Source organism: Pseudomonas fluorescens, assembly GCF_001902145.1.
Classification (GTDB): Bacteria; Pseudomonadota; Gammaproteobacteria; order Pseudomonadales; family Pseudomonadaceae; genus Aquipseudomonas; species Aquipseudomonas fluorescens_BV.
The window spans coordinates 579,026-604,850 of sequence record NZ_MRST01000026.1 but is presented as its reverse complement, the minus strand read 5'-3'; the positions used below and the strand labels follow the sequence as shown (position 1 = coordinate 604,850).

Here is a 25,825-nt window from a genome sequence, read left to right as displayed (position 1 = left end):
GAAACACCTCATTGGGATGTGAGCAAAGGCGGGCGGCGCAACAAACCGTGCACCGGACCGAACACCACGGACAACAAATACCCAGCGCCCGCCACCAGCACGATCGCCGGGCCGCTGGGCAGTGAGTAGTAGAACGACAGCAGCAGGCCCAACCACACCGACAGGCATCCCAGCAGCGCCGATACCGCGATCAACACTGGCAAGCGTCGGCTCCAGAAGCGTGAGGCGATGGCCGGCAACATCATCAAGCCAACCACCATCAACGCGCCGATGGCCTGGAAACCAATCACCAGGTTCAGCACCACCAGGGTCAGGAACATGCCATGGGCGAGGGGGCCGAGGCGGCTGACGGTTTGCAGGAACAGCGGGTCGAGGGTGTCCAGCAGCAGCGGTTTGTAGATCAGGACCATGGCGATCAGGCTGAAACCCGAGACCCAGAGCATGCCGGTCAGGGTGGTTTGATCCACGGCCAGGGCGGAGCCGAACAGCAGGTGCAGCAGGTCCAGGCGCTTGCCGGCAAGGCCCAGGATCAGCACGCCGGCGGCCAGAGAGATGGGGTAGATGGCGGCGAGGCTGGCGTCTTCGCGCAGGCCGGTGCGGCGGGTGATCCACGCGGCCAGGCCGGCCATGCTCAGGCCTGCACCCAGGCCGCCGAGGGTCAGCGCGGGCAGGCTCAGCCCAGCGAACCAGAAACCCAGGGCGGCGCCGGGCAGGATGCCGTGGGCCACCGCATCACCGATCAGGCTCATGCGCCGCAGGATCAAAAACACACCTAGCGGCGCGGTGCTGCAAGCCAGTACCAAGCCGCCAATGAGTGCGCGGCGCATAAAGACGAACTCATGAAATGGCATCCATAAGTGGGCAGTGAAGTGCATTCAGGCCACCTGCATCTGCGGTTGCGGGCGGATCAGCTCTTTGCTGGGGCCGAATACGCAGCCGGTGTTTTTGATCTGCAGTACATGCTGGGTGTGGTGGCGCACGGCGGCCAGGTCATGGCAGACGATCACCAGGGTGCGGCCTTCGCCGTGCCAGGCATGGATGTGTTTCCAGCACAGCGCCTGACCGTCCTCATCGAGAGCTGCGTGAGGTTCGTCGAGCAGCAGGATGGGTGCGTCGGCCAGGCTCATGCGTGCAAGCAGGGCGCGCTGCAATTCGCCGCCGGACAATGCCATCAACGGTCGGTGTTCCAAGCCAGTCAGGCACCAGTCTTCGAGTACCGCTTGCAGGCGTTGGCTGCGTTGTTGTGAAGTGTGTTGGGTGCCCCAAAAACCTGCAGCCACCAGTTCTTGCAAGCGGATGGGGAACTGGCGGTCCAAGTGTTGCTGCTGGGGTAGGAAGGCCAGGCCGCCACGGCGTGGAACATCCACAATGACTTTTCCTACCAGCGGCTTTTGCAGGCCGGCGATGACTTTGAGCAGGCTGCTCTTGCCCGTGCCGTTGGCGCCGATGATGCCGGTGAGGCTGCCCTTTTCCAGGGTTAAATCCAGTGCCGGAGTGAGCGGTTGCCCGGGGGCACCCCAGCGCAACGCGTTGCAGGTGATCATGCAGAAACTCTCGTCCAGCGGCTTTCAGCCACGGCATCGTGCGCGTGCAGGCTTTCGGCGTGGATCACTTTGAGGTGGAAGGCTTTGACGGCATCCGAGCGTTTCAAGGCGAGGTTGAGGCGGCGAGCGGCGTCTTCGCAGAACATCAGGTTCTGCCCGTTGGCCAGGGCGAAGGCTTGTTCGTCTGCGCGTTTCACCGCGGTTTGTACGGCGGTTCCGAGCGCGGCTTCGGCAGCGTTGATCAAGTCGACTATCGGCAGGTCAGTACCTTGCAGATGAACGTGCAACTGCGCGCTGCTGCGTTGGCTATGGGGTGTGGCGACGATGCCGTTGGCACTGCCGAGCCAGGCCAGCACCGCTTCGTGGTGCAACGGCGTGTTGGCGAAATCATCCACAAATTGCTGCTGAATCAACTGCCTGGCGAGGGCGGCGGAGCAAGGGCAGGTTGAGGAATAAGTAACGTCAATTTTTAGTTCCACGTGGAACATCTGGTTTTCCAGACGCGCTTCGATGCTCACCGGGTAGCTCTTCCAGCCGGCTAATGGGCTGACCAGGGCAGGGCGTTTAAGCAGCAACTGGGTGTGGATGCGCAGGTAAGCGTTCTTAGATAAACCTTCATGTGTGTCGAGAAAACGCTGCAGTACATTACGCAGCAGTGCAGATGTCAGCGGCTGTTGATCGAGCATTTCCAGAGCCAGGTACAGGCGTGACATATGAATGCCACGGGCCGTGCCGTCGTCGAGGCTTACGCCCGCGTCAGCGGTGGCGGCCAGGTGTTGAGCGTCAATCAGGATCGGCAAGGCGATGCCGCACATCCCCACCCAGTCGAGTGGCAAGGCTTGGCGTGAAGCCTGCGCGGCAATGTCCGGCAGAGTCAGCGCATTCATAAGCAGGTCCATCGTTGGAAATAATTCGACATGTTATAGTATAACAATACAAGCCACGATGAATTTTCTGCTCCAGCCTTTGTTCAGTCATATCGAGTAGGGACGCTCCTTTATCTGCGGTATATGCCATGCACCGACGTCAGCTCCTCAACCTGCTGCTGGTCAGACCCTTGTTCGCCTTGCCTTTGGGGGCTTACGCCACGCAGATTCGCAATGCACGCCTGTGGCGCTCAAACGACAAGCTGCGCCTGGTGTTCGACCTCAGCGGCCCGGTGCAATACAAGACCTTTTCCCTGACCTCACCGGACCGCTTGATTATCGACTTGAGTGGCGCCGGGCTCAGCGGCGACTTTTCCCAATTGGCGTTGAAGAACAGTGGGATTACCTCGATCCGTTCCGGGCATTTCGGCAAGCGTGATACGCGCATCGTGCTGGACCTGGTCGAGCCCATGCAGCTCAACAGCTTCGTGCTGCCGCCCCAGGATGGCCAAGGCCATCGCCTGGTGTTGGACCTGACCAACGCGACCCGTGCGCCCCGTCAAATCGCCGCTGAGCCGGCACCCTTGGTAACGCCGGTAGACAAGGCGCATCCCAAGCGCGACATCATCGTGGTGGTCGACCCCGGCCATGGCGGCAAAGACCCAGGTGCCATTGGCTCCAAGGGCCAGCGCGAAAAAGATGTGGTGCTGTCGATTGCCCAGTTGTTGGCTAAACGCTTGAAGCGCGAAAAGGGTTTTGACGTAAAACTGGTGCGCAACGACGACTTCTTCGTGCCGCTGCGCAAGCGCGTGGACATCGCCCGTCAGCACAAGGCCGATATGTTTATTTCGGTACATGCCGACGCCGCGCCACGGCTGACCGCGTCGGGCGCCTCGGTGTATGCGTTGTCGGAAGGGGGCGCCACTTCGGCTACGGCACGTTTCATGGCCCAGCGCGAAAATGGCGCCGACTTGCTGGGCGCCACTACCTTGCTCAATTTGAAGGACAAGGACCCAATGCTGGCTGGGGTTATTCTCGACATGTCGATGAATGCGACCATCGCGTCCAGCCTGCAACTGGGCAGCTCGGTATTGGGCAGCCTGCAAAACATCACCAGCCTGCATCAGAAACGTGTGGAGCAGGCCGGGTTCGCCGTGCTCAAGTCACCGGACGTACCTTCGATCCTGGTGGAGACGGGGTTCATTTCCAACGCTCGCGACGCCCAGCGGCTTGTCACGGCGCGTCATCAGCAGGCGGTGGCGGATGGCCTTTTCGAAGGTCTGAAACGTTACTTCCAGAAGAACCCGCCCATGAACAGCTACATGGCCTGGGTGCAGGCGCAGAAAAACAGCCAGGTCTAACAGCCGCTCATTCGGCTACAGGTGAACTTGGCGCTGGCGCCACCCGAGCTGGAAAACCGGTTGATGGTGGTCCAGCCCACGCGCCGCGTGTAGCCGACCCACGCCTCGCCATCCGATGCCAGCCCGGTAAAAAACGTCAGTTGCCCATACCGGCTGTTGGTCTGCGCCCAATAGCGTTTGCCGATCACTTCGAAACCACGCAGGTACGTGGTGCTGCCTACGGTCGCCACGCTATAGGCATTGCCCAATGGGTCCACACAAGCCAGCAGGTTGGCGCTGCGTGTGCAGTTGGCCAACAGGCTGGGTGCCTGGGCGCAGGCAGGCCCGGCGACTGCCAATAGCAGCGCGCACAGAAGGTATTTCATCAAGGTTCTCAACATAGGCAGGTGACCCAGCATTGCGCCCTTCGTCGCGGCGAGCAAGAGGGATTGGCTTATTTGTATTGTTATACTATAACATAAATGCACAGCCCGACCCGCGAACCGCTTCCATGACCGAACACGATCTTTTGGCCCAACCAGCGGCCGACTACATGAATGAGGCCCAGCAGCGCTTCTTCCGCGAACTGTTGCTGGCTCAGCGCGATGACCTGCAAGCCCGTATCGACGCGCAGTTCCAGGCGCTGCGCGAGCAGGAAACCAACAGCGACCTGGCGGATATCGGCAGTGCCGAAGAGCAACGCCAATGGCAACTGCGCCTGCTGGAGCGTGAAAAGAAGCTGTTGGACAAGATCGACGACGCCCTGGAAATGCTGGCCCGTGGCGAATACGGCTGGTGCCGTGAAACCGGCGAACCCATCGGCCTGCAACGCCTGCTGCTGCGTCCCACCGCCACCTTATGTATCGAAGCCAAAGAACGTGAAGAGCTGCGCGAACGCCATAGACGGGCTGTTTGACCGGCCAACCTTGATGAGGAATACCTGATGCCCAATCGTCTCCCCGTGACCGTGTTGTCCGGCTTTCTCGGTGCCGGTAAAAGCACGCTGCTCAACTATGTCCTGCGCAACCGCGAAAACCTGCGGGTGGCGGTGATCGTCAACGACATGAGCGAAATCAACATCGACGGCAGCGAGGTGCAGCGTGATGTCACGCTCAACCGTTCGGAAGAAAAACTGGTGGAGATGAGCAATGGCTGCATTTGCTGCACCTTGCGTGAAGACTTGCTTGAAGAGGTGGGAAAACTCGCCAAAGAAGGTCGTTTCGATTACCTGCTGATCGAGTCCACCGGTATTTCCGAACCTTTGCCCGTGGCCGAAACCTTCACTTTTCGCGATGAAAACGAGCAAAGCCTGGCCGACATTGCACGCCTGGACACCATGGTCACTGTAGTCGACGGTATGAATTTCCTGCTCGACTACCAGGCTGCCGAAAGCCTGGCTTCACGGGGCGAGACCCTCGGTGAAGAGGATGAGCGCTCCATTACCGACCTGTTGATTGAACAGATCGAATTCGCCGACGTCATCCTGATCAGCAAGATCGACTTGATCAGCAGCCGCGAGCGCGAAGAACTGATGGCCATCCTCGAGCGCCTCAACGCCCAGGCGGAAATCATCCCGATGGTCATGGGCGAAGTGCCGCTGAACAAGATCCTCAACACTGGCCGTTTCGACTTCGAACGCGCCGCCCAGGCACCGGGCTGGTTGCAGGAGTTACGCAGTGAACATGTGCCGGAAACCGAAGAGTACGGCATAGCGTCCACCGCTTACCGTGCGCGCCGGCCCTTCCACCCACAGCGGTTTTTCGACTTTATCGACCGCCCCTGGGTCAACGGCAAGCTGCTGCGCTCCAAGGGTTTCTTCTGGTTGGCCAGCAAACATCAGGATGCGGGCAGTTGGTCCCAAGCGGGTGGCTTGATGCGCCATGGGTTTGCCGGGCGTTGGTGGCGCTTTGTGCCGAAAAGCCAGTGGCCTCAGGACGAAGAAAGCGTGGCGGCGATCATGGCTAACTGGCAATTGAGCACCGGTGACTGCCGTCAGGAACTGGTGTTTATCGGGCAAAACATCGACTTTGCCCAGATGCGTACCGAGTTGGACGCCTGCTTGCTCAACGATGAAGAAATGGCCCTGGGCGTCGAAGGTTGGCGCCAGCTGCCCGACCCGTTTGGCCCTTGGTACGAGCAGGTCGCCTGATGCTGGCCCCGGTCATTCCCCTGCGCCCCGTCATCCGCCAGACACATGGGGAAACGCCGCTGGCGCTGTCCGATATCCTCAATGATGGCGTCAACCTGGCGATCTGGCAGCGCCAACTGCCCCTGCATATCGCTGAGTTTGGCGCTTTACTGGTGGCGCTCAATGAACCGTTGGCCGAGTCCTTGGTGATCGAGTTGAGCAGCGAAGACGCCGTGCCGAACTTGCAGGGTTTGGCGTCCAGCTGTCGCGATCTTGAAGGCTACGACGGGTTTGTCGCCGATGTGTCGTGGCTGGTCAGTGCATTCGCCTGCCTGCTGGGCGCCAAGCGCATCGGCGTGCGTTTACGGCTATTGGACAAGGCCATGTGCCCGCGTTTTCACGTCGATCACGTGCCGGTTCGGCTGATTACCACCTACGCCGGTATCGGCAGCCAATGGTTGCGTGAAGGCGTCATGGACCGGCGCACATTGAGCCAGGCGGATGCCGAGCCCACTGAGCGCATCGAGCAGATCCATTGCGGTGAAGTGGCGCTGCTTAAAGGCACCAAATGGCACGGCAACGAAGGACATGGCCTGATCCACCGCTCGCCAGCGCTCAAGGCCGATGAACGGCGGTTGATCCTGACGCTGGATTGGCTGGCATAACCGCGTAGGATCAAACGCTCTACACGGCCTGAACGATGTCTCTCATGTTGCAGAACATTCCTACCCATGTGATTGCAGGGCCATTGGGCGCCGGCAAGACCAGCCTGATCAAGCACCTGCTTGCCCAGCGCCCGGCCAACGAGCGCTGGGCGGTGCTGATCAACGAGTTCGGCCAGATCGGCCTGGACGCAGCCCTACTCACACAAGACGATGACGGCATCGCCTTGGGTGAGGTGGCGGGCGGCTGTCTGTGCTGTGTGAACGGTGCACCGTTCCAGGTAGGGCTAGGCCGCTTGTTGCGTAAGGCCAAGCCGGATCGGTTGTTTATTGAACCCTCGGGCCTGGGCCATCCGGCGCAGTTGCTCAAGCAACTGCGGCAGGCGCCATGGCAAGACGTGCTGGCCGTGCAGCCTTGCGTGCTGGTACTCGATGCCCAGGCGCTGGCGGCGGGCAAGCCCTTGCCGCAGGCACAGCAAGAGGCGTTGGCCAGTGCCGGCCTGCTGGTGCTGAACAAGGACGAGACGCTGACGGCCGCGCAACGACAGGTGATTGAAGCGCAATTACCCGATTGCCCGCTCCATTGGACACGCCAGGCGCGATTGCCACTCGACCGGTTGCCTGGTTTGAAAGCGCAGGCCCAGGTAGCTGTGGATAATTTCGGCGTGCCTGAAGCGGTGGGGCAAATGCCTGCGATCTGGAGCGACCCGGGGCTGCCGATCTGCCTGAGTCAGAGCCAGGAGGGCGGCTGGAGCATCGGCTGGCGCTGGCACCCAAGCCAGCGATTCGATGTCAGCCGTCTGCATCAGTGGCTATCGAGTTTGGGCTGGTGCCGTGCCAAATTGGTTATCCACAGCGTTGACGGTTGGGTGTCCGCCAACGCTGTGGATAACAGCCCACTGGGCTGGCAACCCAGCGCTTGGCGGCGCGATTCACGTGTTGAATTGATCTTCAGCGCACCACAGGACGTGGCCGCATTGCAGAGCGCCCTGGCAGCCTGCCGTTACTGATGTTTCTTGCTGGCGTGGTCCTGGCGCCACTGGCTCAATTCGATGATCTCGGCGCTGGGCAGCGGCTCCTTGGTTTCGAACGGGTAGGGCGCCAGTTCGATCTGCGCGCTGTGGGCGCCGAACTGGGTGATGACCCCGGCATGACGGGTTTCGCCGGTCACCGTGAACTCGAAATTATAGATGCGCGCCAAGCGTCGGCGGCCATTGGCATCCTTCACAAAACCGATACGCTTGAGTGCCACGGCACCGTCGAGCAGTTCGATATCGAGCTTGGCGCAATGCTGCTTGACCCGCGCCAGCGCCCGTTCACGCAGGCCGTGGTTGTGCCAAACCCAGGCGGCGCCGGTCGCCAGCAGCATCAAGACGAAGATGTTTCCCAGGGTCAGCATTCCATGAACTCCAACAAAGTGAGCGCAGCTTAACTGTGTCGCCGGTCTGTCGTACAGGCTGCGTTTAGTCGCATACTGCTCGGCCAGAAATTCAACGGTTTTACGGAAATCTCCCGCATGAAACGTACACCTCACCTGCTTGCGATCCAGTCTCACGTGGTATTTGGCCACGCCGGAAACAGCGCCGCCGTGTTCCCCATGCAGCGGGTCGGGGTGAACGTCTGGCCGCTCAACACGGTGCAGTTCTCCAACCACACACAGTATGGACAGTGGGCGGGCGAAGTGTTGGCGCCGCAGCAAATTCCTGCGCTGGTAGAGGGTATTGCCGCGATTGGCGAGCTGGGCAACTGTGATGCGGTGCTGTCCGGTTACCTGGGCAGTGCAGACCAGGGCCGCGCCATCCTCAGCGGTGTCGCTCGTATCAAGGCGATCAACCCCAAGGCGCTGTACCTGTGTGACCCGGTGATGGGCCACCCGGAAAAGGGTTGTATCGTGCCGCAGGAGGTCAGCGATTTCCTCTTGGATGAGGCTGCCGCCATGGCGGACTTCCTGTGCCCCAACCAACTGGAGTTGGACAGTTTTGCCGGGCGCAAGCCGCAATCGCTGTTCGATTGCCTGGCGATGGCCAAGGCATTACTGGCGCGTGGGCCCAAGGCGGTGCTGGTCAAGCACCTGGATTACCCAGGCAAACTGCCAGAAGGTTTTGAAATGCTGTTGGTGACGGCCGACGGCAGTTGGCACTTGCGTCGGCCACTGCTGGCGTTTCCGCGTCAGCCGGTGGGCGTGGGCGACCTGACGTCGGGGCTGTTCCTGGCGCGGGTGCTGTTGGGCGATAGCCTGGTGGCTGCCTTTGAATTCACCGCCGCGGCGGTACATGAAGTGCTGCTGGAAACCCAGGTCTGTGCCAGTTATGAACTGGAACTGGTGCGGGCCCAGGACCGTATTGCCCACCCTCGTGTGCGCTTCGAAGCCACACCGATCAGTCTGTAAGCACAAGGAACCCGTGTGGGAGCGGGCTTGCTCGCGAATACGGTGGATCAGCCACACATGTATTGACTGGCGCACCACATTCGCGAGCAAGCCCGCTCCCACATTTTGATTGGGTTCACAAATTACGGCGCGTCGGCTTTGATTTCGCGGTAGCGCTTTTCCAGCTCCTGGCGAATCTGCCGACGCTGCTGGGCCTGCACAAAGCGGCGCTTGTCCTCGCTGTTCTGCGGCTGCAACGGCGGTACGGCGGCAGGTTTGCGCTGGTCGTCCACGGCCACCATGGTGAAGAAGCAGCTGTTGGTATGGCGCACCGAGCGTTCACGGATGTTCTCGGTCACCACCTTGATGCCCACTTCCATCGACGTATTGCCGGTGTAATTGACCGACGCCAGGAAGGTCACCAGCTCACCGACATGGATCGGTTCGCGAAAGATCACCTGGTCCACCGACAACGTGACCACATAACGCCCGGCATAACGGCTGGCGCAGGCGTAGGCCACTTCGTCGAGGTACTTGAGCAGTGTGCCGCCGTGCACATTGCCAGAGAAGTTGGCCATGTCAGGGGTCATCAGTACCGTCATCGACAGCTGGGCGTTTCCGGGTTCCATAGCACACTCACGGGTTGTAGGCATTGGTTGGGGGGGAGGCACCTCTGCGGGTACTCAAGGTCATTGCAGCGCCATCCCTAACGGGACGCCGTCAGGCAGCTTGCCGTCACGCGCGCAGCGATCTGTTTCCATATATTGCACCGGCTTTTCAGCAGAAGTCGTGGTGTTACCCTTCAAAAGCCCTTCTCAGGGCTTTTCTTACGATCAAGGCAGACTTTTCCGACCCATCAAAGGCGCGGCCGGAAGTGGGAAAAGCGCCGGCACCCTCAAGGAGCCCCTCGCCATGCACGCCATCAGCTTTATCCAGGACCTGGCCGTGATCATGCTGGTGGCAGGGGTGGTCACCATCCTGTTTCACCGCTTCAAGCAGCCGGTGGTGTTGGGCTACATCGTCGCCGGCTTCATTATCGGCCCGCACACCCCGCCGTTTGGCCTGATCCACGATGAAGACACGATCAAGACCCTGGCGGAGCTGGGGGTCATCTTCCTGATGTTCTGCCTGGGCCTGGAATTCAGCCTGCGCAAGCTATTCAAGGTAGGGGCCACGGCGTTTATCGCGGCGTTCCTGGAAATCGTGCTGATGATCTGGATCGGCTACGAGATCGGTCGCTGGTTCGACTGGAGCACCATGGACTCGCTGTTCCTCGGCGCGATCCTGGCAATCTCCTCGACCACCATTATCGTCAAGGCCCTCAACGACCTGAAGATGAAAGACCAGCGGTTCGCCCAGCTGATTTTTGGTGTGCTGATTGTCGAGGACATCCTGGGTATCGGCATCATTGCCTTGCTGTCGAGCATCGCCGTGAGTGGCACGGTCAGCTCCGGCGAAGTGTTCTCCACGGTCGGCAAGCTCTCGCTGTTCATGATCGTCGCCCTGGTGATTGGTATCTTGCTGGTGCCACGCCTGCTGGCTTATGTGGCCAAGTTTGAAAGCAACGAGATGCTGCTGATCACTGTATTGGGGCTGTGCTTCGGTTTCTGCCTGCTGGTGGTGAAGTTGGAATACAGCATGGTGCTCGGGGCCTTCTTGATCGGTGCGATCATGGCTGAATCCCGCCAGTTGATTAAGATTGAACGCCTGATCGAACCCGTTCGCGATATGTTCAGCGCCATTTTCTTCGTGGCGATTGGCTTGATGATCGACCCGCAGATCCTGCTGCAATACGCCTGGCCCATTGCGGTGATCACCGTGGCCGTGGTGTTGGGCAAGATGCTGTCTTGCGGGCTGGGCGCGTTTATTGCCGGCAACGATGGTCGCACCTCGCTGCGGGTCGGTATGGGGCTGTCACAGATTGGCGAATTCTCTTTCATCATCGCAGCGCTGGGGATGACCCTGCAGGTCACCAGCGACTTTCTGTATCCAGTGGCGGTGGCCGTTTCGGCGATCACCACGTTGCTGACGCCCTACCTGATTCGTGGCGCGGACCCACTGTCATTGAAAATCGCGGCGGTGATGCCCAAGCGTATGAGCCGAGTGTTCGGTATGTATGGCGAATGGCTGCGCAGCATTCAGCCCCAGGGCGAGGGGGCGATGTTGGCCGCGATGATCCGCAAGATCATTCTGCAGGTCGGCGTAAACCTGGCGTTGGTGATCGCGATCTTCTTTGCCGGCAGCTTTTTCGCGGAGCGCATCGGTGGGTATCTGGAAGGCTGGGTCAGCGATCAAAGTTGGCAGAAGGCGTTGATCTGGGGCGGGGCGCTGCTAGTGTCGTTGCCGTTTCTGATTGCGGCGTATCGCAAGCTCAAGGCGCTGTCGATGCTGCTGGCGGAGATGAGCGTGAAGCCAGAGATGGCCGGGCGTCATACCCAGCGTGTGCGACGGGTGATTGCGGAGCTTATTCCCATCTTGTCGCTGCTGGTGATCTTCCTGCTATTGGCAGCCTTGTCGGCCAGTATTCTGCCGACCAACAAGTTGCTGGTGTTGATTGCCGTGGTCACGGCGGCGGTGGCTGCAGTGCTCTGGCGCTGGTTTATCCGTGTGCATACGCGGATGCAGGTTGCGTTGCTGGAGACGCTGGATAACCACAAGGACCCGGAACACTGACTGGCGTTGGCGGGGGCTGCTTTGCAGCCCAGCGGGAGCAAGCTCCCTCGCCACAAAAGCCTTCAAGTATCAGCTTTCCAGCCAGACGTCCCGTGCCCAGTGCCACACCGATTCCCAGGTTTCTTCAGTAACCAGTTCTTCCTCACCGGACCACAGCACGACGGTGCCGTCTTCTTCGACGCAATAGTAGTCGTCGCCGTCCTGGCAAATAGGGATCAGGCTGCGATCAACACCGGCATCCCAGGCGTTGGCGGCAACGTCTGGCAGGTAAGTGTGGGACTGTGGGTCGGTGACGGTCACCGGCTCCAGGCTGCCGTAGACCACGTCACTGACGGTCAGCAAGAATTCACGGAAGACAAAGGGGATGTCGATGAACAGTTGTTCCTCGATTTCCACCAGCAGGTCTTCGTCAGGTAGCTCCAAAGGAACCGGGACCGGTTCGTTGGCTTCACGCAGTTGTTCGATGATTTCTTCCACGGCCGGGATCCTCTTGCTAGATGGCGCGGTTTATAGGGGCGTTTTATACAGTAGCTCGCTATAAGTGCAACCGTGAAATAGAAAACCCCGGACATGTCCGGGGTTTTTGTTACCGCTCGCTCAAACGCGCAGGTATTAGCCGTTCTGGCGGATACCGGCGACCAGCCATGGCTGGTCCTCGCCCTGGGCGCGTTCCATGTTCCAGCTTTCGCTGAACACTTCGCCCTGGTCGAAACGCGAGGACTTCGACACACCGCTGAAGGTCAGGGTGGCGATGGTCTTGTCGGCGCGATCATCCACGCCATCGAGCTGTACGCGCAGGTCGTCGATGTAGGTCGACTGGAAGGCGTCACCGATCTCGGCACGTTCGCGCTTGAGGAACTCCAGCAGTTGCGGGGTCACGAACTCGGAGATCTTGTCCATTTCGTTGGCGTCCCAGTGCTGTTGCAGGGACTGGAAGTGGCTGCGGGCCGCTTCGACGAAACGCTCTTCGTTGAACCAGGCCGGTGCGTTGATCACCGGACGGGCGGCAGGGGCTGCCGAACCACCGAAGATCGAACCCATGGCAGGCTTCTGTTCGAACGCTTCACGCTGCATCGGCGCGCCGGCTGGAGCCAGGTGCTCCTGCTGCTTGCGGCGACGGGCGGCGATAAAGCGGAAGACCAGGAAGGCGATGACGCCCATGATCAGGATGTCGAAGATCTGCATGCCCTGGAAGCCATCGCCCATGAACATGGACGCGAGCAGGCCACCGGCGGCGATGCCGGCCAGAGGGCCCAGCCAGCGCGAAGCACCGCCGGCCTTGGCAGCAGCGCCAGCGGCACCGGCTGCGCCTGCAGTAGCCGCAGCACCGCCTGCACCGGCGGCTGGAGCCATTTGGCTGGTCTGGTGAGTCGGTGCCGCGCCCGAGCTTTTGCCGCCACCGAAGCGTTTGGCGTTGGCGTCGAGGCTCATCGTCAGGCCGATGCACAACGCCATGGCGATGCTAAGAAAACGTTTCATATAGGGAATTCCCATTTGTGGATTGCACGCGCGCCATGTTGCACAGGTGTCGTGGCAGTGGCTAGCGGCATAATGTTTCGGGCTTTTGCGTAAGACCAAATCCGAAGGGTCTGTAGGACTAATTACAGATATTGGCCCGCCCTTACCAAAAACAAGGGTGGGCCAAAAACCTTCATGTTGAACGGTTCTCTGTAGGAGCGAGCTTGCTCGCGAAAATCGTCAACGATTACGCGGGCATTCTGGATGCCCGCATTGTCTGGGCGTTCTTCGCGAGCAAGCTCGCTCCTACAGGAATGGAGTTCAGACCGCTTCGAGCTTGGCGTAACCCATCATCAGCCACTTGCTGCCCTCGGCGAAGTTGACCTGCACCCGGGCCTGGGCGCCGGCGCCTTCGAAGTTGAGGATCACGCCTTCGCCGAAGATCGCATGCTTGACCTGCTGGCCCAGGCTGAACGGGGTTTCGGGTATTTCGGAACCGGCAAACATGCTGCTGGAGTTCTGTTGCTGGCCACCACCGAACGGGCGGCTGACGCTGTTGGACAAGCGTACTTCCTGGATCAGCCCCTTCGGCACCTCACGTACGAAGCGCGACACCTTGTTGTAGGTTTCGCTACCGTACAGGCGTCGGGTCTCGGCGTAGGTCATCACCAGGTTCTGCATCGCCCGGGTAATGCCCACGTAGGCCAGGCGGCGTTCTTCTTCAAGGCGGCCGGGTTCTTCCAGGCTCATCTTGTGAGGGAACAGGCCTTCTTCCATGCCCACCAGGAACACGTAAGGGAATTCCAGGCCCTTGGCGCTGTGCAAGGTCATCAGCTGGATGCTGTCTTCATGCTCGTCGGCCTGGGTATCGCCGGCTTCCAGCGAGGCGTGGCCCAGGAAGGCGGCGAGTGGCGTCAGCTCTTCGTCGTCCTCGGTGTTTTCGAACGCGCGGGCGGCGCTGACCAGTTCCTCAAGGTTTTCTACCCGAGCCTGGCCTTTCTCGCCTTTTTCCGCTTCGTGATAGGCGATCAGCCCGGACTGCTCGATCACGGTCTGGGTCATCAGGTGCAGCGGCATTTCTGCGCACTTGGCGGCCAGGTTCTCGATCAGCTCGACAAACACCCCCAACGCCCCCGCAGCACGGCCAGTCAGGCCTTTGTTGGCGATCAGCAAGCGCATGGCTTCCCACATCGACACATCGGCATGGCGCGCATGGTCGCGGATGGCTTCGACGGTTTTCTCGCCAATGCCACGCGCCGGGATATTGATCACCCGCTCCAGCGCCGCATCGTTACCACGGCCCTCAAGCAAACGCAGGTAGGCCATGGCGTTCTTGATTTCGGCACGTTCGAAGAAGCGCTGGCCGCCGTAGATGCGGTATGGGATGCGCTCACGCAGCAAGGCTTCTTCCAGCACCCGCGATTGGGCGTTGGAGCGGTATAGAATCGCGATATCGCTGCGGGCCAAGCCGGTTTTCAGTGCGCTTTCGATGGTTTCGACCACGTAGCGCGCTTCATCGTGCTCATTGAACGCTGCGTACAGGTTGATCGCTTCGCCTTCGCCACCGTCGGTCCACAGCTCTTTGCCCAGGCGCCCGGTGTTGTTGGCGATCAAGGCGTTGGCAGCCTTGAGGATCCCGGCGGTGGAGCGGTAATTCTGCTCCAGGCGGATGGTCACCGCGTCCGGGAAGTCTTCGGAATACTGGTAGATGTTCTCGATTTTCGCGCCACGCCAGCCGTAGATCGACTGGTCGTCATCGCCCACCACCATCAGGCTGTCGCCGCCCTTGGCCAGCAGCCGCAACCAGGCGTACTGCACGGCGTTGGTGTCCTGGAACTCGTCCACCAGGATGTGGCGGAAGCGTTTCTGGTAATGGGCCAGCAAACCGGGGTTGTCGCGCCACAGGTCGAGGGCACGCAGCAGCAGTTCGGAGAAATCAATGACGCCAGCACGCACGCAGGCCGCTTCATAGGCTTCATAAATGCTGCGCATGGTGGCCAGGAACAGGTCGCCGCTTGCCTGGATATGTTGCGGGCGCAGGCCTTCGTCTTTCTGGCCGTTGATAAACCACTGCGCCTGGCGCGCCGGCCAGCGTTGTTCGTCCAGGCCCAGTTCGCGGATCACGCGTTTGACCAGGCGTTGTTGGTCGTCGCTGTCGAGAATCTGGAAGGTCTGGCTCAGGCCGGCTTCCTGCCAATGCGCCCGCAACAGGCGGTGCGCCAGGCCGTGGAAGGTGCCCACCCACATGCCGGCCGGGCTGATGCCCATCAACTGCTCGATGCGATGACGCATCTCGGCAGCGGCCTTGTTGGTGAAGGTCACCGACAGGATGGAATGCGGGGACGCGTTTTCGACCTGGATCAACCAGGCGATACGGTGCACCAGCACTCGGGTTTTACCGGAGCCAGCACCGGCCAGGACCAACTGACGGCCAACGGGGGCCGCTACGGCCTGGCGTTGGGCATCGTTGAGGGAGTTCAGCAAAAGAGAAAGGTCATCGCGCATCGACGCATTCTAGGGGCCTTGGGGGGCCTGGGCAAATCCCAATGCCGGATGGTCGATGCAAAACGCCTGCAAGCTACCGAAGGGGCGAAGATTCTGGCGGGGGTGATGACCGGTTGGTCATCGGCCGCAGCCCATGCCGTGTCTTGCTCAAGCGGTCTGGGCCAAAGGTTTGCGGGCAATCGCAGCAGGTTTTTTATGACTTGTAGCAGTTTGGCCCAGGCGCTTGCTTGTGTATGCTCCGTCGACGTTTCGGGCTCACCATTATAAGAACACCGCCTATGACCCTCAGCACCGACCTGTTTGGCCCCTCGCCGGCCCCAGCACAGGTCATCCGTAAACACTATGCAACCGAAATCGCGGTTGAGCGCACGCGCCTGCTGTATCAGGGTTCGTTGCTGCCGACGCTACTGATGCTGGTCAACGGCCTGGTCTGCGCCTGGTTGCTGTGGAATCCCAACCAATACCTGCTGGACAGCGTCTGGCTGCTCTGGTTGCTCGCCCTGGTGGCAATGCGCGTGATTCAAGTGGCAGCCTTTGATTCGGCCATGCCCAGCCGGCAGGCCCAGCCCGTGTGGCGCCGTATGTTCATGCTCGGCTCGGCGGTCAGTGGCCTGACCCTCTCGGTTGCGGCCATTGCCCTGGTGCCCACGGACAGCTTCATGCATCAGGCCTGGGTGTTTGGCCTGATCGGCGCCGCCACCTTGTCGGCCAGCGTGGCCTATGCCGTGAGCTTTTGGGCCTACCTGTCGTTTGCCTTGCCGTGCCTGGTGCCGGCCATCGTCTACCTGTTCTGGAATGGCACGCCGCAGCAACAAGGCTGGGGCGTGCTCGGGCTGATCCTGCTGGCGTCCCTGAGCCTGGTCGCGTGGCAGGTCAACCGCCTGATCCAGCGCGGGTTGTTGCGCCGTTTCCAGAACCAGGCCCTGATCGAGCATTTACAGCAGGCGCAGCAACGCAGTGAGCAGTTGAACCTGGAGCTGGTGCGCGAAGTCGAGCAGCGCCGCGAGGTGGAGCAGAACCTGCGTGAAGCCCAGGTCGGCTTGCAAGACCGTGTGGCGCAACGTAGCCAGCAATTGGATGCTGCCAGCCTCGCCTTGAGTAAAAGCGAAGCGCGCCTGGCCATGGCCCTGCAAGCCAGTGAACTGGGCCTGTGGGACTGGAACCTGCAAACCGACGAGGTCCACCACACGCAACTCAAGGAGTTGTTTGGCCTGGAGCCCGAATACGTCACGGCGATGCTCAGTCACCTCAAGCCGCGTCTGCACCCCGACGATCTGCCATTGCTCAAGCACGCGCTGGTAGAGCATCTCAAAGGCCGCAGCGAGGACTATCAGGTGGAGTATCGGATACGTCATGGAGATGGGCATTGGGTGTGGATCGAAGACCGGGGGCGCGCCGTGGAGCGCACGCCCAGTGGCCGAGTCATCCGTATGCTGGGCACACGCCGCGACATCAGCGCCGGCAAGGCGGTGGAGGAGCAGCAACGCCTGGCTTCGACGGTGTTCGAGGCGGCCAGCGAAGGCATTGTGATCCTTGACCCGAACTACGCGCTGCTCGCTGTGAACCAGGCGTTCAGCCGCGTCACCGGCTTTGACATCGACGACATGCTTGGCCGCAACGTTGTGGAACTGCCCAGCAGTCGCGATGCGCGGCGCCACTTCCCGCTGATCCGCCAGGCATTGCTCAGCCACGGCACCTGGCAGGGCGAATTGGTGGAGACGCGCAAGAACGGCGAACTCTACCCGCAATGGCTACAGCTGAATGTGGTGCGTGATGTACGGGGGAACGTCAGCCATATTGTAGGGTTCTTCGCCGATCTGTCGGCGCGGCGCGAGTCGGAAGAGCGCATGCGCTACCTCACCCACTACGACGAATTGACCGGCCTGGCCAACCGTTCGCTGTTTCGCGAACGGCTGCATGAAGCTCATCAGCGTGTGCGCCAAGGCGGTCGCAGCCTCGCGCTGCTGCATATCAACCTCGACCGCTTCAAATTGCTCAATGACAGCCTGGGCCATGAAGTGGCCGACCAACTGCTGCAGAAAATGGCGCGGCGCTTGATCAACGCGCTGCCGGAGGCCGACACCATCGCGCGCCTGTCCGGTGATGAATTCGCCGTACTGTTTGACGCCTATGGCAACTTATCGAGCCTGGCGCGGGTGGCGACCCGGCTGCTGGCGAAGCTGCGCGTGCCGGTGAACGTGGAGGGGCACGAACTGGTGGTAAGCGCCTCTATGGGCGTTAGTCTGTTGCCGGATAACGCGCGGGAAATTTCTGCACTGGTCAGCCAGGCGAATATGGCGATGCAGCATGCCAAGCATTTGGGCGGGAATAATTTCCAGTTCTTCACCGACAGCCTGCAAGCCAGCACCCTGGAGCGTTTGCAGCTGGAAAACCACCTGCGCAAAGCCATTGACGAGCGTCAGCTCACGGTGTTCTACCAACCCAAGCTGTGCCTGGCCACTGGCAAGCTGAAGGCTGCCGAGGCGTTGGTCCGCTGGGAGCATCCGCAGTGGGGCATGGTGCCGCCGAGTGACTTTATCGGTTTGGCGGAAGAAACCGGCTTGATCGTGCCGTTGGGCGAGTTTGTGCTGCGCCAGGCCTGCTGGCAGGCCTGCGAATGGCAGCGTCAGGGGCTGGCGCCGATTCGCGTGTCGGTCAACCTGTCGGTGCATCAACTGCGCCAAGGCAAGCTGGTCAGCCTGGTGCGCCAAGTGCTGGAAGAAACCGCACTGGACCCGCAGTACCTGGAGCTGGAACTGACCGAAAGCCAGTTGCTCGACAACGTTGAACACATCATCGCCACCTTCCAGCAATTGCGCGACCTGGGGGTGAAGCTGGCCATCGACGACTTTGGCACCGGTTATTCGTCCCTCAGCTACCTCAAGCGTATCCCGGTGGACTACGTAAAGATCGACCAGGCCTTTATTCGGGGGCTTGGCCAGGGGCGCGAGGATGCGGCAATCACCCGTGCGATCATCGCCATGGCCCACGGGTTGGCGCTCAAGGTAGTGGCTGAAGGGGTGGAGGATCAGCAGCAGTTGGATTTCCTGCGCGGTGAGCAGTGTGACGAGGTACAGGGTTACCTGATCAGCCCGCCCATTAGGGCCGAAGGGCTGGCGGATTTGTTACGCAAAAACGCAGATTTTTCTTAACGCAGTGTAGGCAGCCTTTATGGCTACATAGCGCCTGCCCGCTGAATCAGGGGGGAGCAGGGCGATTTAGTGATGCATCGAACGGGCAAAACGACAATTCTTGTAGTATAACTACAAGCTTGCTACATCCCTGGCGCCTGCCAATAACAAGAGTCCTGCCCTTTGAACCTGTTGCAACATATCGCCCAGTCGCGCCACCTGTTACGCAAATCGGAACTCAAAGTTGCCGATCATGTGCTGCTTGACCCTGCGGCCGTGATGCACAGTTCCATGGCCGACCTGGCCCACAGCGTGGGCATCAGCGAGCCGACCATCGTGCGCTTCTGCCGCGCCATTGGTTGCTCCGGCTTTCAGGACCTCAAGCTCAAGCTGGCGCAAAGCCTGGCTGCCGGTGCGAGCTTCGGCCAGTTTGCAATCCATGAAGACGACTCCGTCGCCGACTACAGCCTGAAAATCTTCGACACCACCTTGCACACCTTGATGGAAGTGCGTGAGAAGCTCGATCCGGTGGAGCTGCAAAAGGCCGTGACCGCAATGTCCCAGGCCCAGCGCGTCGAGTTTTACGGTTTCGGTGCGTCCGGCGCGGTGGCGGCCGATGCTCAGCACAAGTTCTTCCGCCTGCTGCTGACCGCCGCGGCCTACAGCGACCCGCACATGCAGGCAATGTCGGCGGTGACCTTGAAGCCCACTGACGTGGCCATCTGCATTTCCCAATCCGGTCGTTCCAAAGACCTGCTGATCACCGCCAACCTGGTGCGTGAGAGCGGCGCGTCGCTGATCACCTTGTGCCCGAGCCAGACGCCATTGGCGGAGCTGTCCACGGTGAACCTGGCCATCGACGTGCATGAAGACACCGAAATCTACACGCCGCTGACCTCGCGTATTGCCCACCTGGTGGTGATCGATGTGCTGGCGATGGGCGTGGCCATGGCCCGTGGCCCGAGCCTGGTCAACCACCTCAAGAGCGTGAAGCGCAGCTTGCGCAGCCTTCGCCTCTCGCCAAAATCCGTCAAAGCCCTCGACGACTAAGCCCAGGCCATACTCGGTCAAAGTGTGGGAGCTGGCTTGCTGTGGCGAGGGAGCTTGCTCCCGCTGACTGCGCAGCAGTCTCCGGCTTTTTGGGGGCGCTTCGCACCCCAGCGCAAGCAAGCTTGCTCGCCACAGCAAACCAGCTCCCACAGGGAGTTTGCGTCAATTTCGCAAGATTCATCATCCTGTAATCCCCGCGCCCACAAACCGTCATCCCCCACGCCCATCCTGTACTCCCCGTACTCGCATTGGGAGACTCCAAATGACCCGGCCCTACGAAGACAGCAACAGCACCGTCAAGACCCGTCGTCAGCAGGAAGACCAGCGCCGCATGGCGTTCCGTCGCGCCATCGAAGACCGTTGCGAGGAGCGCCAGTTGCTCCAGAGCATCAGTGACTACCCGGAGCTGCATTGGCAGGCACCCGTGGCTGCCCAGCGAAACGCTCAGCCAGCGCGCTGATCTGCACCCGTTCGCTGCGAATAAAGCCCAGGAACGCATGGGCCACCGGTGACAGGCGTTTAGCCTTGGCCTGCACCAGGCACCAACTGCGGTACAGCGGCAGTTCTTCCACCGGCAGCTCCTTGAGCCCGCCGGTGGCCAGCTCCAGGTTCAGGGCGTGGCGCGTCAGCAGGGCCACGCCCAACCCTGCCGCCACGCACTCACGCTGTGCCTCCGCCGAGGCCACTTCTACCGTCTGGGTGAAGTGCACGCGTTTTTCCTTGAAGTACTCTTCGCAGGCCAGCCGCGTGCCAGAGCCCGGTTCGCGGATGAGCAGGGTATAAGGCTCCAGGTCCTGCAGGCGCAGCGGCCCCTGCAGGCTCAACGGATGATCGGGCAGCGCCACGGCGACAATCGGGTTGTTGAGAAACGGCAGGAACTCCAGGCCCATGTCCTGGGGCACCATGGACATGATCACCAGGTCATCACGGTTGTCCGAGAGCCTGCGGATCACCTGGGCACGGTTGACCACCGTGAGCTGCAATTGCACTTCCGGATGCTGGCGCTTGAAGGCGGCGAACAGGTGCGGCACGAAATACTTGGCGCTGGACTCCACCGCCAGTTTCAGTTGACCTTGCAGTGATCCCTGCATGTCCGACAGCTGCATATCGAGGTTTTCCAGGCGCCCGAAGATGTCGCGGCTGGCCCGTTGCAAGGCTTCGGCGGCCTCGGTCATGTAGAGTTTTTTGCCGACATAGTCGAACAGCGGCTGGCCGATCAGCTCTTCCAGCTGGCGAATTTGCAGGCTGACCGCCGGTTGGGTGAGAGACATTTCCTCGGCGGCACGGCTGTAGGAACGCAAATCGCACACTTCATTGAAGATCTGCAATTGACGCAATGTCATACGCATCAACGACTTACGCATTTTATAAAGCCTCAGCCCCTTGGTGTTCCGGCCAACTATAAGTCTTTACTTATACACAACCCAATAATTATTGATTTTTGTTAATTCTCCTGTGCGCATAGTGTGTGTCTCGCGACTGTCATGAAACATTTGGTCACGCGCCGGCCCGGCTGCAACGGGTCGAAGCACGCAAATCGGCTCAAGGGAATTTCCAAGTGATAAAAAAGATCCTGATCGCCAACCGTGGTGAAATTGCCGTACGAATCGTGCGTGCCTGCGCCGAGATGGGTATTCGCTCGGTCGCGGTTTATTCGGACGCCGACCGCCACGCGTTGCACGTCAAGCGTGCCGACGAAGCCCACAGCATCGGTGCCGAGCCACTGGCCGGCTACCTGAACCCGCGCAAGCTGGTGAACCTGGCGGTGGAAACCGGCTGCGATGCGCTGCACCCCGGCTACGGCTTCCTGTCGGAAAACGCCGAATTGGCAGATATCTGTGCCGAGCGCGGCATCAAGTTCATCGGCCCCTCGGCAGAAGTGATTCGCCGCATGGGCGACAAGACCGAAGCGCGCCGCAGCATGATCAAGGCCGGTGTGCCGGTCACGCCGGGCACCGAAGGCAACGTTGCCGACATCCATGAAGCCCTCACCGAAGGCGACCGTATCGGTTACCCGGTGATGCTCAAGGCCACCTCCGGTGGTGGCGGCCGTGGCATTCGTCGTTGCAACAGTCGCGAAGAACTCGAACAAGCCTTTCCCCGCGTGATTTCCGAAGCCACCAAGGCCTTCGGTTCGGCGGAAGTGTTCCTGGAAAAATGCATTGTTAACCCCAAGCACATCGAGGCGCAGATTCTCGGTGACAGCTTTGGCAATGTGGTGCACCTGTTCGAGCGTGATTGCTCGATCCAGCGTCGCAACCAGAAGCTGATCGAAATCGCCCCCAGCCCGCAACTGACCCCGGAACAGCGCGCCTACATCGGTGACCTGTCGGTGCGCGCGGCCAAGGCTGTGGGCTACGAAAACGCCGGTACCGTGGAATTCCTGCTCGCTGAAGGCGAGGTGTATTTCATGGAGATGAACACGCGGGTGCAGGTGGAACACACCATCACCGAAGAAATCACCGGCATCGATATCGTTCGCGAGCAAATCCGCATCGCCTCCGGCCTGCCGTTGTCGGTCAAGCAGGAAGACATCCAGCACCGTGGTTTCGCCTTGCAGTTTCGTATCAACGCTGAAGATCCGAAGAACAACTTCCTCCCAAGCTTCGGCAAGATCACCCGTTACTACGCCCCTGGCGGCCCCGGCGTGCGTACCGACACGGCGATCTACACCGGCTACACCATCCCGCCTTTCTACGACTCCATGTGCCTGAAACTGGTGGTGTGGGCGTTGACCTGGGAAGAAGCCATGGACCGTGGCCTGCGTGCCCTGGATGACATGCGCCTGCAAGGCGTGAAGACCACAGCCGCCTACTACCAGGAAATCCTGCGCAACCCGGAATTCCGTAGCGGCCAGTTCAATACAAGCTTTGTGGAAAGCCACCCTGAGCTGACCAACTACTCGATCAAGCGCAAACCCGAAGAGCTGGCCCTGGCCATCGCCGCCGCCATCGCCGCCCACGCAGGCCTGTGAGGAATATAACAATGAGCAAGAAGATTTTTGTCACCGACACCATCCTGCGCGACGCCCACCAATCGTTGCTGGCGACCCGCATGCGCACCGACGACATGCTGCCGATCTGCGACAAGCTCGACAAAGTCGGTTACTGGTCCCTGGAAGTCTGGGGCGGCGCGACCTTCGACGCCTGTGTGCGCTTCCTCAAGGAAGACCCGTGGGAGCGCCTGCGCCAACTGCGCGCCGCACTGCCCAACACGCGCCTGCAAATGCTGCTGCGCGGCCAGAACCTGCTGGGCTACCGCCATTACAGCGACGACGTGGTCAAAGCCTTCGTGGCCAAGGCGGCGGTCAACGGTATCGACGTGTTCCGCATTTTCGATGCAATGAACGACGTGCGTAACCTGCGCGTGGCCATTGAAGCGGTCAAAGCCGCTGGCAAACATGCACAAGGCACCATCGCCTACACCACCAGCCCAGTGCATACCGTGGACGCGTTCGTGGCCCAGGCCAAGCAATTGGAAGCCATGGGCTGCGACTCCATCGCGATCAAGGACATGGCCGGCCTGCTCACGCCCTACGCCACTGGCGAACTGGTCAAGGCGCTGAAAGCCGAGCAGAACCTGCCGATTTTCATCCACTCCCACGACACCGCCGGCCTGGCCGCGATGTGCCAACTCAAGGCCATCGAAAACGGTGCCGACCATATCGACACGGCCATCTCCAGCTTTGCCTGGGGCACCAGCCATCCGGGCACCGAGTCGATGGTAGCGGCCCTTAAAGGCAGCGAGTTCGACACCGGCCTCGACCTGGAACTGCTGCAAGAGATCGGCCTGTACTTCTACGCCGTGCGCAAGAAGTACCACCAGTTCGAAAGCGAGTTCACCGCCGTCGACACCCGTGTGCAAGTCAACCAGGTGCCGGGCGGGATGATCTCCAACCTGGCCAACCAGCTCAAAGAGCAGGGCGCCCTCAACCGCATGAGCGAAGTGCTGGCCGAGATTCCACGAGTCCGTGAAGACCTCGGCTTCCCGCCGCTGGTAACCCCGACGTCGCAGATCGTCGGCACCCAGGCGTTCTTCAACGTGCTGGCCGGCGAACGCTACAAGACCATCACCAACGAAGTGAAGCTTTACCTGCAAGGCGGTTACGGCAAGGCACCGGGCATTGTGAACGAGAAGCTGCGCCGCCAGGCCATCGGCAGCGAAGAGGTAATCGACGTGCGCCCGGCAGATTTGCTCAAGCCGGAAATGACCAAGCTGCGCAGCGAAATCGGCGCATTGGCCAAGTCCGAAGAAGACGTGCTGACCTACGCCATGTTCCCGGACATCGGGCGCAAGTTTCTTGAAGAGCGCGACGCCGGCACCCTGGCTCCTGAAGTGTTGTTGCCGATCCCGGAAGCGGGCGGCGTGGCCCGTGCTGGCGGCGAAGGCGTACCGACCGAATTTGTCATCGATGTGCACGGCGAAAGCTACCGCGTGGATATCACCGGTGTTGGCGTGAAGGCCGAAGGCAAGCGTCACTTCTATCTGTCCATCGACGGCATGCCGGAAGAAGTGGTGTTCGAGCCGCTAAACGAGTTTGTCAGCAGCGGCGGCAGCAAGCGCAAGCACGCGACCGAACCAGGCCATGTCAGCACGGCGATGCCGGGCAATATCGTCGATGTGCTGGTCAAGCTCGGTGATGTGGTCAAGGCCGGCCAGGCCGTGTTGATTACCGAAGCCATGAAGATGGAAACCGAAGTGCAGGCAGCGATTGCCGGCAAGGTCACCGCTGTTCATGTGGCCAAGGGCGACCGGGTGAACCCTGGCGAAATTCTGATTGAGATCGAAGGCTGATTACTCAGCCTTCCAACTACCGCTTAAACCTCGGGGGGGCATGTGCCCCCTTTTTTTTGCTGATTTTTTGACCATCAGGCGGTGATTGCCGGGCTCTCCTTGCGTTTGAATTCGACAAAAATGCCCTTCGGGGTGTAGATCAATTCAGGTTCCAGGGTGGTCAGGTTACTGCTGATGGCGCCGAACCTTCCATCAATGGTGGTTGCTTTGGCGATGGGTAGCTGGCGCTTGAGCAACTCGTCGCTCTCTGGCTGTACGTCAAGGTGCAGGGTGGGGTTCCCCAACGTTAATGTGTTGCCGACGTTCAGTACGGAGTGCTGCTGATCCACACCAATTCTGTAATTCACGCTCGATCCTGGTTTCAGATGCAGATCTTTGGTGATCCTTGTCCGTGCAGTGATCGTGGGGTCGAGCAGCAGGGTGCCGGCTACGTTAAGATTGTCGACGTTACCGCCGGAGTAGCTTGCGCCTGGCTCGATATCCATTGTGCCCTTGATCCCACTACGGTTGATCAACGTCGCGTCGCTGTACACCTTGCCTTGTCGGTTGGCGTGCAGTGCACCGGTCAGCTCCCAGGAGCCTTTGCCGACCCACAGATGCTGCATTCTTGTCGCCCCTTCAAAAGTCCCTCCTTCAGCATCGTCGAGAATCACCTGATTGGTGCCACTGCCCCCATCCACTTCGCCGTTGAAGCGGCTGCCTTTCTTGATAATCAACAGATCGTCACCGCCTCCCATGTCGAGGGCTACACCGTTGCCACCGGTGATAACGCCCTGATTGGTCACTTCATCGGCTTTATTTCCGTCCAGCTTCACACCCGTGCCTGTTGCACCGGTGATGCCGCCTCGATTTTCCAGCCAGACGGGGGTGAGCCCGGAGCTGACCAGGCCATGAACAGGCGCCTTGATCTGTACGTCCGGGCTGTTGACGATTTCAACGGCTGTCATGAGGTGGGGGTTAGTCCGGTTGGCGTCGCTTTGGGTCAGTTTGGCCAGGTGGTCGATATTCATACCGTGACTGCTCGCTGAGCCTGGGGTAGTCATGAGCTTGATGGTATGGGTATTGAGCAAGCCATTGGACGGTTGGCTTCGGGCAGCCTTGAGCTCGCCAGGCATCGCTGGCGGGTGTACAGGTGGCTCTGCTGGTGTGGCGGGGGTGACGGCAGGGGCGAGGGACTGGGCGCCATGGGCAAACAGCATGCCCATGGAAGGGAGAAACGAGAGTGTCGAGATCATGGTTTCCGGCCTCTTCGGTGTAGGAGGCCGGAGTGTAGCGAGCAAAATCACCGGCTTAATGTCGGGCGTTG

The 25,825-nt window shown here is 60.5% G+C and carries 23 protein-coding genes; 12 read left to right on the top strand and 11 right to left on the bottom strand.

The features are described from left to right. Positions 1–8: 8 nt before the first annotated feature. Genes BUE92_RS22270 through folE2 form a run of 3 tightly spaced genes read right to left on the bottom strand, consistent with a single transcriptional unit; the run spans position 9 to position 2,431 of the window. The gene (locus tag BUE92_RS22270; protein ID WP_073526306.1) at positions 9–875 is read right to left on the bottom strand and encodes a metal ABC transporter permease; all 867 of its coding nucleotides are present in this window, start codon (positions 873–875) and stop codon (positions 9–11) included. Beyond that, positions 876–1,544, bottom strand: a complete 669-nt coding sequence (locus tag BUE92_RS22265; RefSeq protein WP_073526304.1) for a metal ABC transporter ATP-binding protein — start codon at positions 1,542–1,544, stop codon at positions 876–878. Beyond that, positions 1,541–2,431, bottom strand: a complete 891-nt coding sequence (gene folE2 / locus BUE92_RS22260; protein WP_073526303.1) for a GTP cyclohydrolase FolE2 — start codon at positions 2,429–2,431, stop codon at positions 1,541–1,543. Before folE2 ends, BUE92_RS22265 begins: the two co-directional genes overlap by 4 nt. Positions 2,432–2,559: 128 nt before the next feature. On the opposite strand from folE2, the gene BUE92_RS22255 reads away from it, so the two are divergent. Beyond that, positions 2,560–3,771, top strand: coding sequence for an N-acetylmuramoyl-L-alanine amidase (locus BUE92_RS22255; protein ID WP_073526301.1), 1,212 nt, complete (start codon positions 2,560–2,562; stop codon positions 3,769–3,771). Here BUE92_RS22255 and BUE92_RS22250 read toward each other — a convergent pair. After that, positions 3,768–4,136: a glutamine synthetase gene (locus tag BUE92_RS22250; RefSeq protein ID WP_073526299.1), complete on the bottom strand. Its 369-nt coding sequence runs from the start codon at positions 4,134–4,136 to the stop codon at positions 3,768–3,770. The genes BUE92_RS22255 and BUE92_RS22250 overlap by 4 nt on opposite strands. A gap of 125 nt (positions 4,137–4,261) precedes the next feature. On the opposite strand from BUE92_RS22250, the gene dksA reads away from it, so the two are divergent. The 4 genes from dksA to BUE92_RS22230 are packed head-to-tail and all read left to right on the top strand — an operon-like array spanning position 4,262 to position 7,550. Next, positions 4,262–4,666 (top strand): RNA polymerase-binding protein DksA, encoded by a 405-nt coding sequence (gene dksA, locus BUE92_RS22245; RefSeq protein WP_073526298.1) that lies wholly within the window; start codon positions 4,262–4,264, stop codon positions 4,664–4,666. 27 nt (positions 4,667–4,693) lie between these two features. Next, on the top strand, positions 4,694–5,899 hold the full coding sequence (gene zigA / locus BUE92_RS22240) for a zinc metallochaperone GTPase ZigA (protein WP_073526296.1): 1,206 nt from the start codon (positions 4,694–4,696) through the stop codon (positions 5,897–5,899). Continuing rightward, on the top strand, positions 5,899–6,543 hold the full coding sequence (locus BUE92_RS22235) for a DUF1826 domain-containing protein (RefSeq protein ID WP_073526295.1): 645 nt from the start codon (positions 5,899–5,901) through the stop codon (positions 6,541–6,543). The genes zigA and BUE92_RS22235 overlap by 1 nt, the downstream gene beginning before the upstream one ends. A gap of 44 nt (positions 6,544–6,587) precedes the next feature. Beyond that, positions 6,588–7,550, top strand: a complete 963-nt coding sequence (locus tag BUE92_RS22230; protein ID WP_073526293.1) for a CobW family GTP-binding protein — start codon at positions 6,588–6,590, stop codon at positions 7,548–7,550. On the opposite strand, the gene BUE92_RS22225 is transcribed toward BUE92_RS22230, so the two are convergent. After that, positions 7,544–7,939 (bottom strand): DUF3301 domain-containing protein, encoded by a 396-nt coding sequence (locus BUE92_RS22225; protein WP_003195752.1) that lies wholly within the window; start codon positions 7,937–7,939, stop codon positions 7,544–7,546. The two genes, BUE92_RS22230 and BUE92_RS22225, sit on opposite strands and share 7 nt — an antisense overlap. Positions 7,940–8,056: 117 nt before the next feature. Between BUE92_RS22225 and pdxY the strand changes: the two genes are divergently transcribed. Further along, positions 8,057–8,929 (top strand): pyridoxal kinase PdxY, encoded by an 873-nt coding sequence (gene pdxY / locus BUE92_RS22220; protein ID WP_073526291.1) that lies wholly within the window; start codon positions 8,057–8,059, stop codon positions 8,927–8,929. A 122-nt stretch (positions 8,930–9,051) separates the two neighbouring features. Here pdxY and BUE92_RS22215 read toward each other — a convergent pair whose 3' ends face one another. After that, complete coding sequence (locus BUE92_RS22215; protein ID WP_003195747.1) at positions 9,052–9,537, bottom strand: acyl-CoA thioesterase; 486 nt, start codon at positions 9,535–9,537, stop codon at positions 9,052–9,054. Positions 9,538–9,820: 283 nt separating this feature from the next. Between BUE92_RS22215 and BUE92_RS22210 the strand changes: the two genes are divergently transcribed. Beyond that, complete coding sequence (locus tag BUE92_RS22210) at positions 9,821–11,581, top strand: cation:proton antiporter (RefSeq protein WP_073526290.1); 1,761 nt, start codon at positions 9,821–9,823, stop codon at positions 11,579–11,581. Between the two features lie 69 nt (positions 11,582–11,650). On the opposite strand, the gene BUE92_RS22205 is transcribed toward BUE92_RS22210, so the two are convergent. The 3 genes from BUE92_RS22205 to uvrD all read right to left on the bottom strand — a co-directional run bounded on the left by BUE92_RS22205 (position 11,651) and on the right by uvrD (position 15,544). Then, positions 11,651–12,058: an SMI1/KNR4 family protein gene (locus BUE92_RS22205; RefSeq protein WP_034129154.1), complete on the bottom strand. Its 408-nt coding sequence runs from the start codon at positions 12,056–12,058 to the stop codon at positions 11,651–11,653. 135 nt (positions 12,059–12,193) lie between these two features. After that, positions 12,194–13,060 (bottom strand): Tim44 domain-containing protein, encoded by an 867-nt coding sequence (locus BUE92_RS22200; protein ID WP_073526289.1) that lies wholly within the window; start codon positions 13,058–13,060, stop codon positions 12,194–12,196. Positions 13,061–13,360: 300 nt separating this feature from the next. After that, positions 13,361–15,544 (bottom strand): DNA helicase II, encoded by a 2,184-nt coding sequence (gene uvrD, locus BUE92_RS22195; protein ID WP_014720554.1) that lies wholly within the window; start codon positions 15,542–15,544, stop codon positions 13,361–13,363. A 278-nt stretch (positions 15,545–15,822) separates the two neighbouring features. On the opposite strand from uvrD, the gene BUE92_RS22190 reads away from it, so the two are divergent. From BUE92_RS22190 to BUE92_RS22180, 3 genes are all read left to right on the top strand, one after another. Further along, the gene (locus BUE92_RS22190; RefSeq protein WP_073526288.1) at positions 15,823–18,696 is read left to right on the top strand and encodes an EAL domain-containing protein; all 2,874 of its coding nucleotides are present in this window, start codon (positions 15,823–15,825) and stop codon (positions 18,694–18,696) included. Positions 18,697–18,858: 162 nt separating this feature from the next. Further along, entirely contained in the window at positions 18,859–19,725 is an 867-nt protein-coding gene (gene hexR, locus BUE92_RS22185; protein ID WP_003177007.1) for a transcriptional regulator HexR, read from the top strand. A gap of 262 nt (positions 19,726–19,987) precedes the next feature. Next, positions 19,988–20,185, top strand: a complete 198-nt coding sequence (locus tag BUE92_RS22180) for a PA3496 family putative envelope integrity protein (RefSeq protein WP_073526287.1) — start codon at positions 19,988–19,990, stop codon at positions 20,183–20,185. Here the strand turns inward: BUE92_RS22180 and BUE92_RS22175 are convergent. Further along, a complete protein-coding gene (locus tag BUE92_RS22175; RefSeq protein ID WP_073526286.1) occupies positions 20,115–21,089 on the bottom strand; it encodes a LysR family transcriptional regulator in 975 nt (324 codons plus the stop codon). The two genes, BUE92_RS22180 and BUE92_RS22175, sit on opposite strands and share 71 nt — an antisense overlap. Positions 21,090–21,283: 194 nt before the next feature. Between BUE92_RS22175 and BUE92_RS22170 the strand changes: the two genes are divergently transcribed. Together BUE92_RS22170 and oadA are read left to right on the top strand one after the other, a co-directional pair. Next, complete coding sequence (locus BUE92_RS22170; protein WP_003195732.1) at positions 21,284–22,699, top strand: acetyl-CoA carboxylase biotin carboxylase subunit; 1,416 nt, start codon at positions 21,284–21,286, stop codon at positions 22,697–22,699. An 11-nt stretch (positions 22,700–22,710) separates the two neighbouring features. Then, a complete protein-coding gene (gene oadA, locus BUE92_RS22165; protein WP_073526285.1) occupies positions 22,711–24,519 on the top strand; it encodes a sodium-extruding oxaloacetate decarboxylase subunit alpha in 1,809 nt (602 codons plus the stop codon). 74 nt (positions 24,520–24,593) lie between these two features. Here the strand turns inward: oadA and BUE92_RS22160 are convergent, their stop codons facing one another. Beyond that, on the bottom strand, positions 24,594–25,754 hold the full coding sequence (locus BUE92_RS22160) for a hypothetical protein (RefSeq protein ID WP_143170015.1): 1,161 nt from the start codon (positions 25,752–25,754) through the stop codon (positions 24,594–24,596). Positions 25,755–25,825 lie beyond the last annotated feature (71 nt).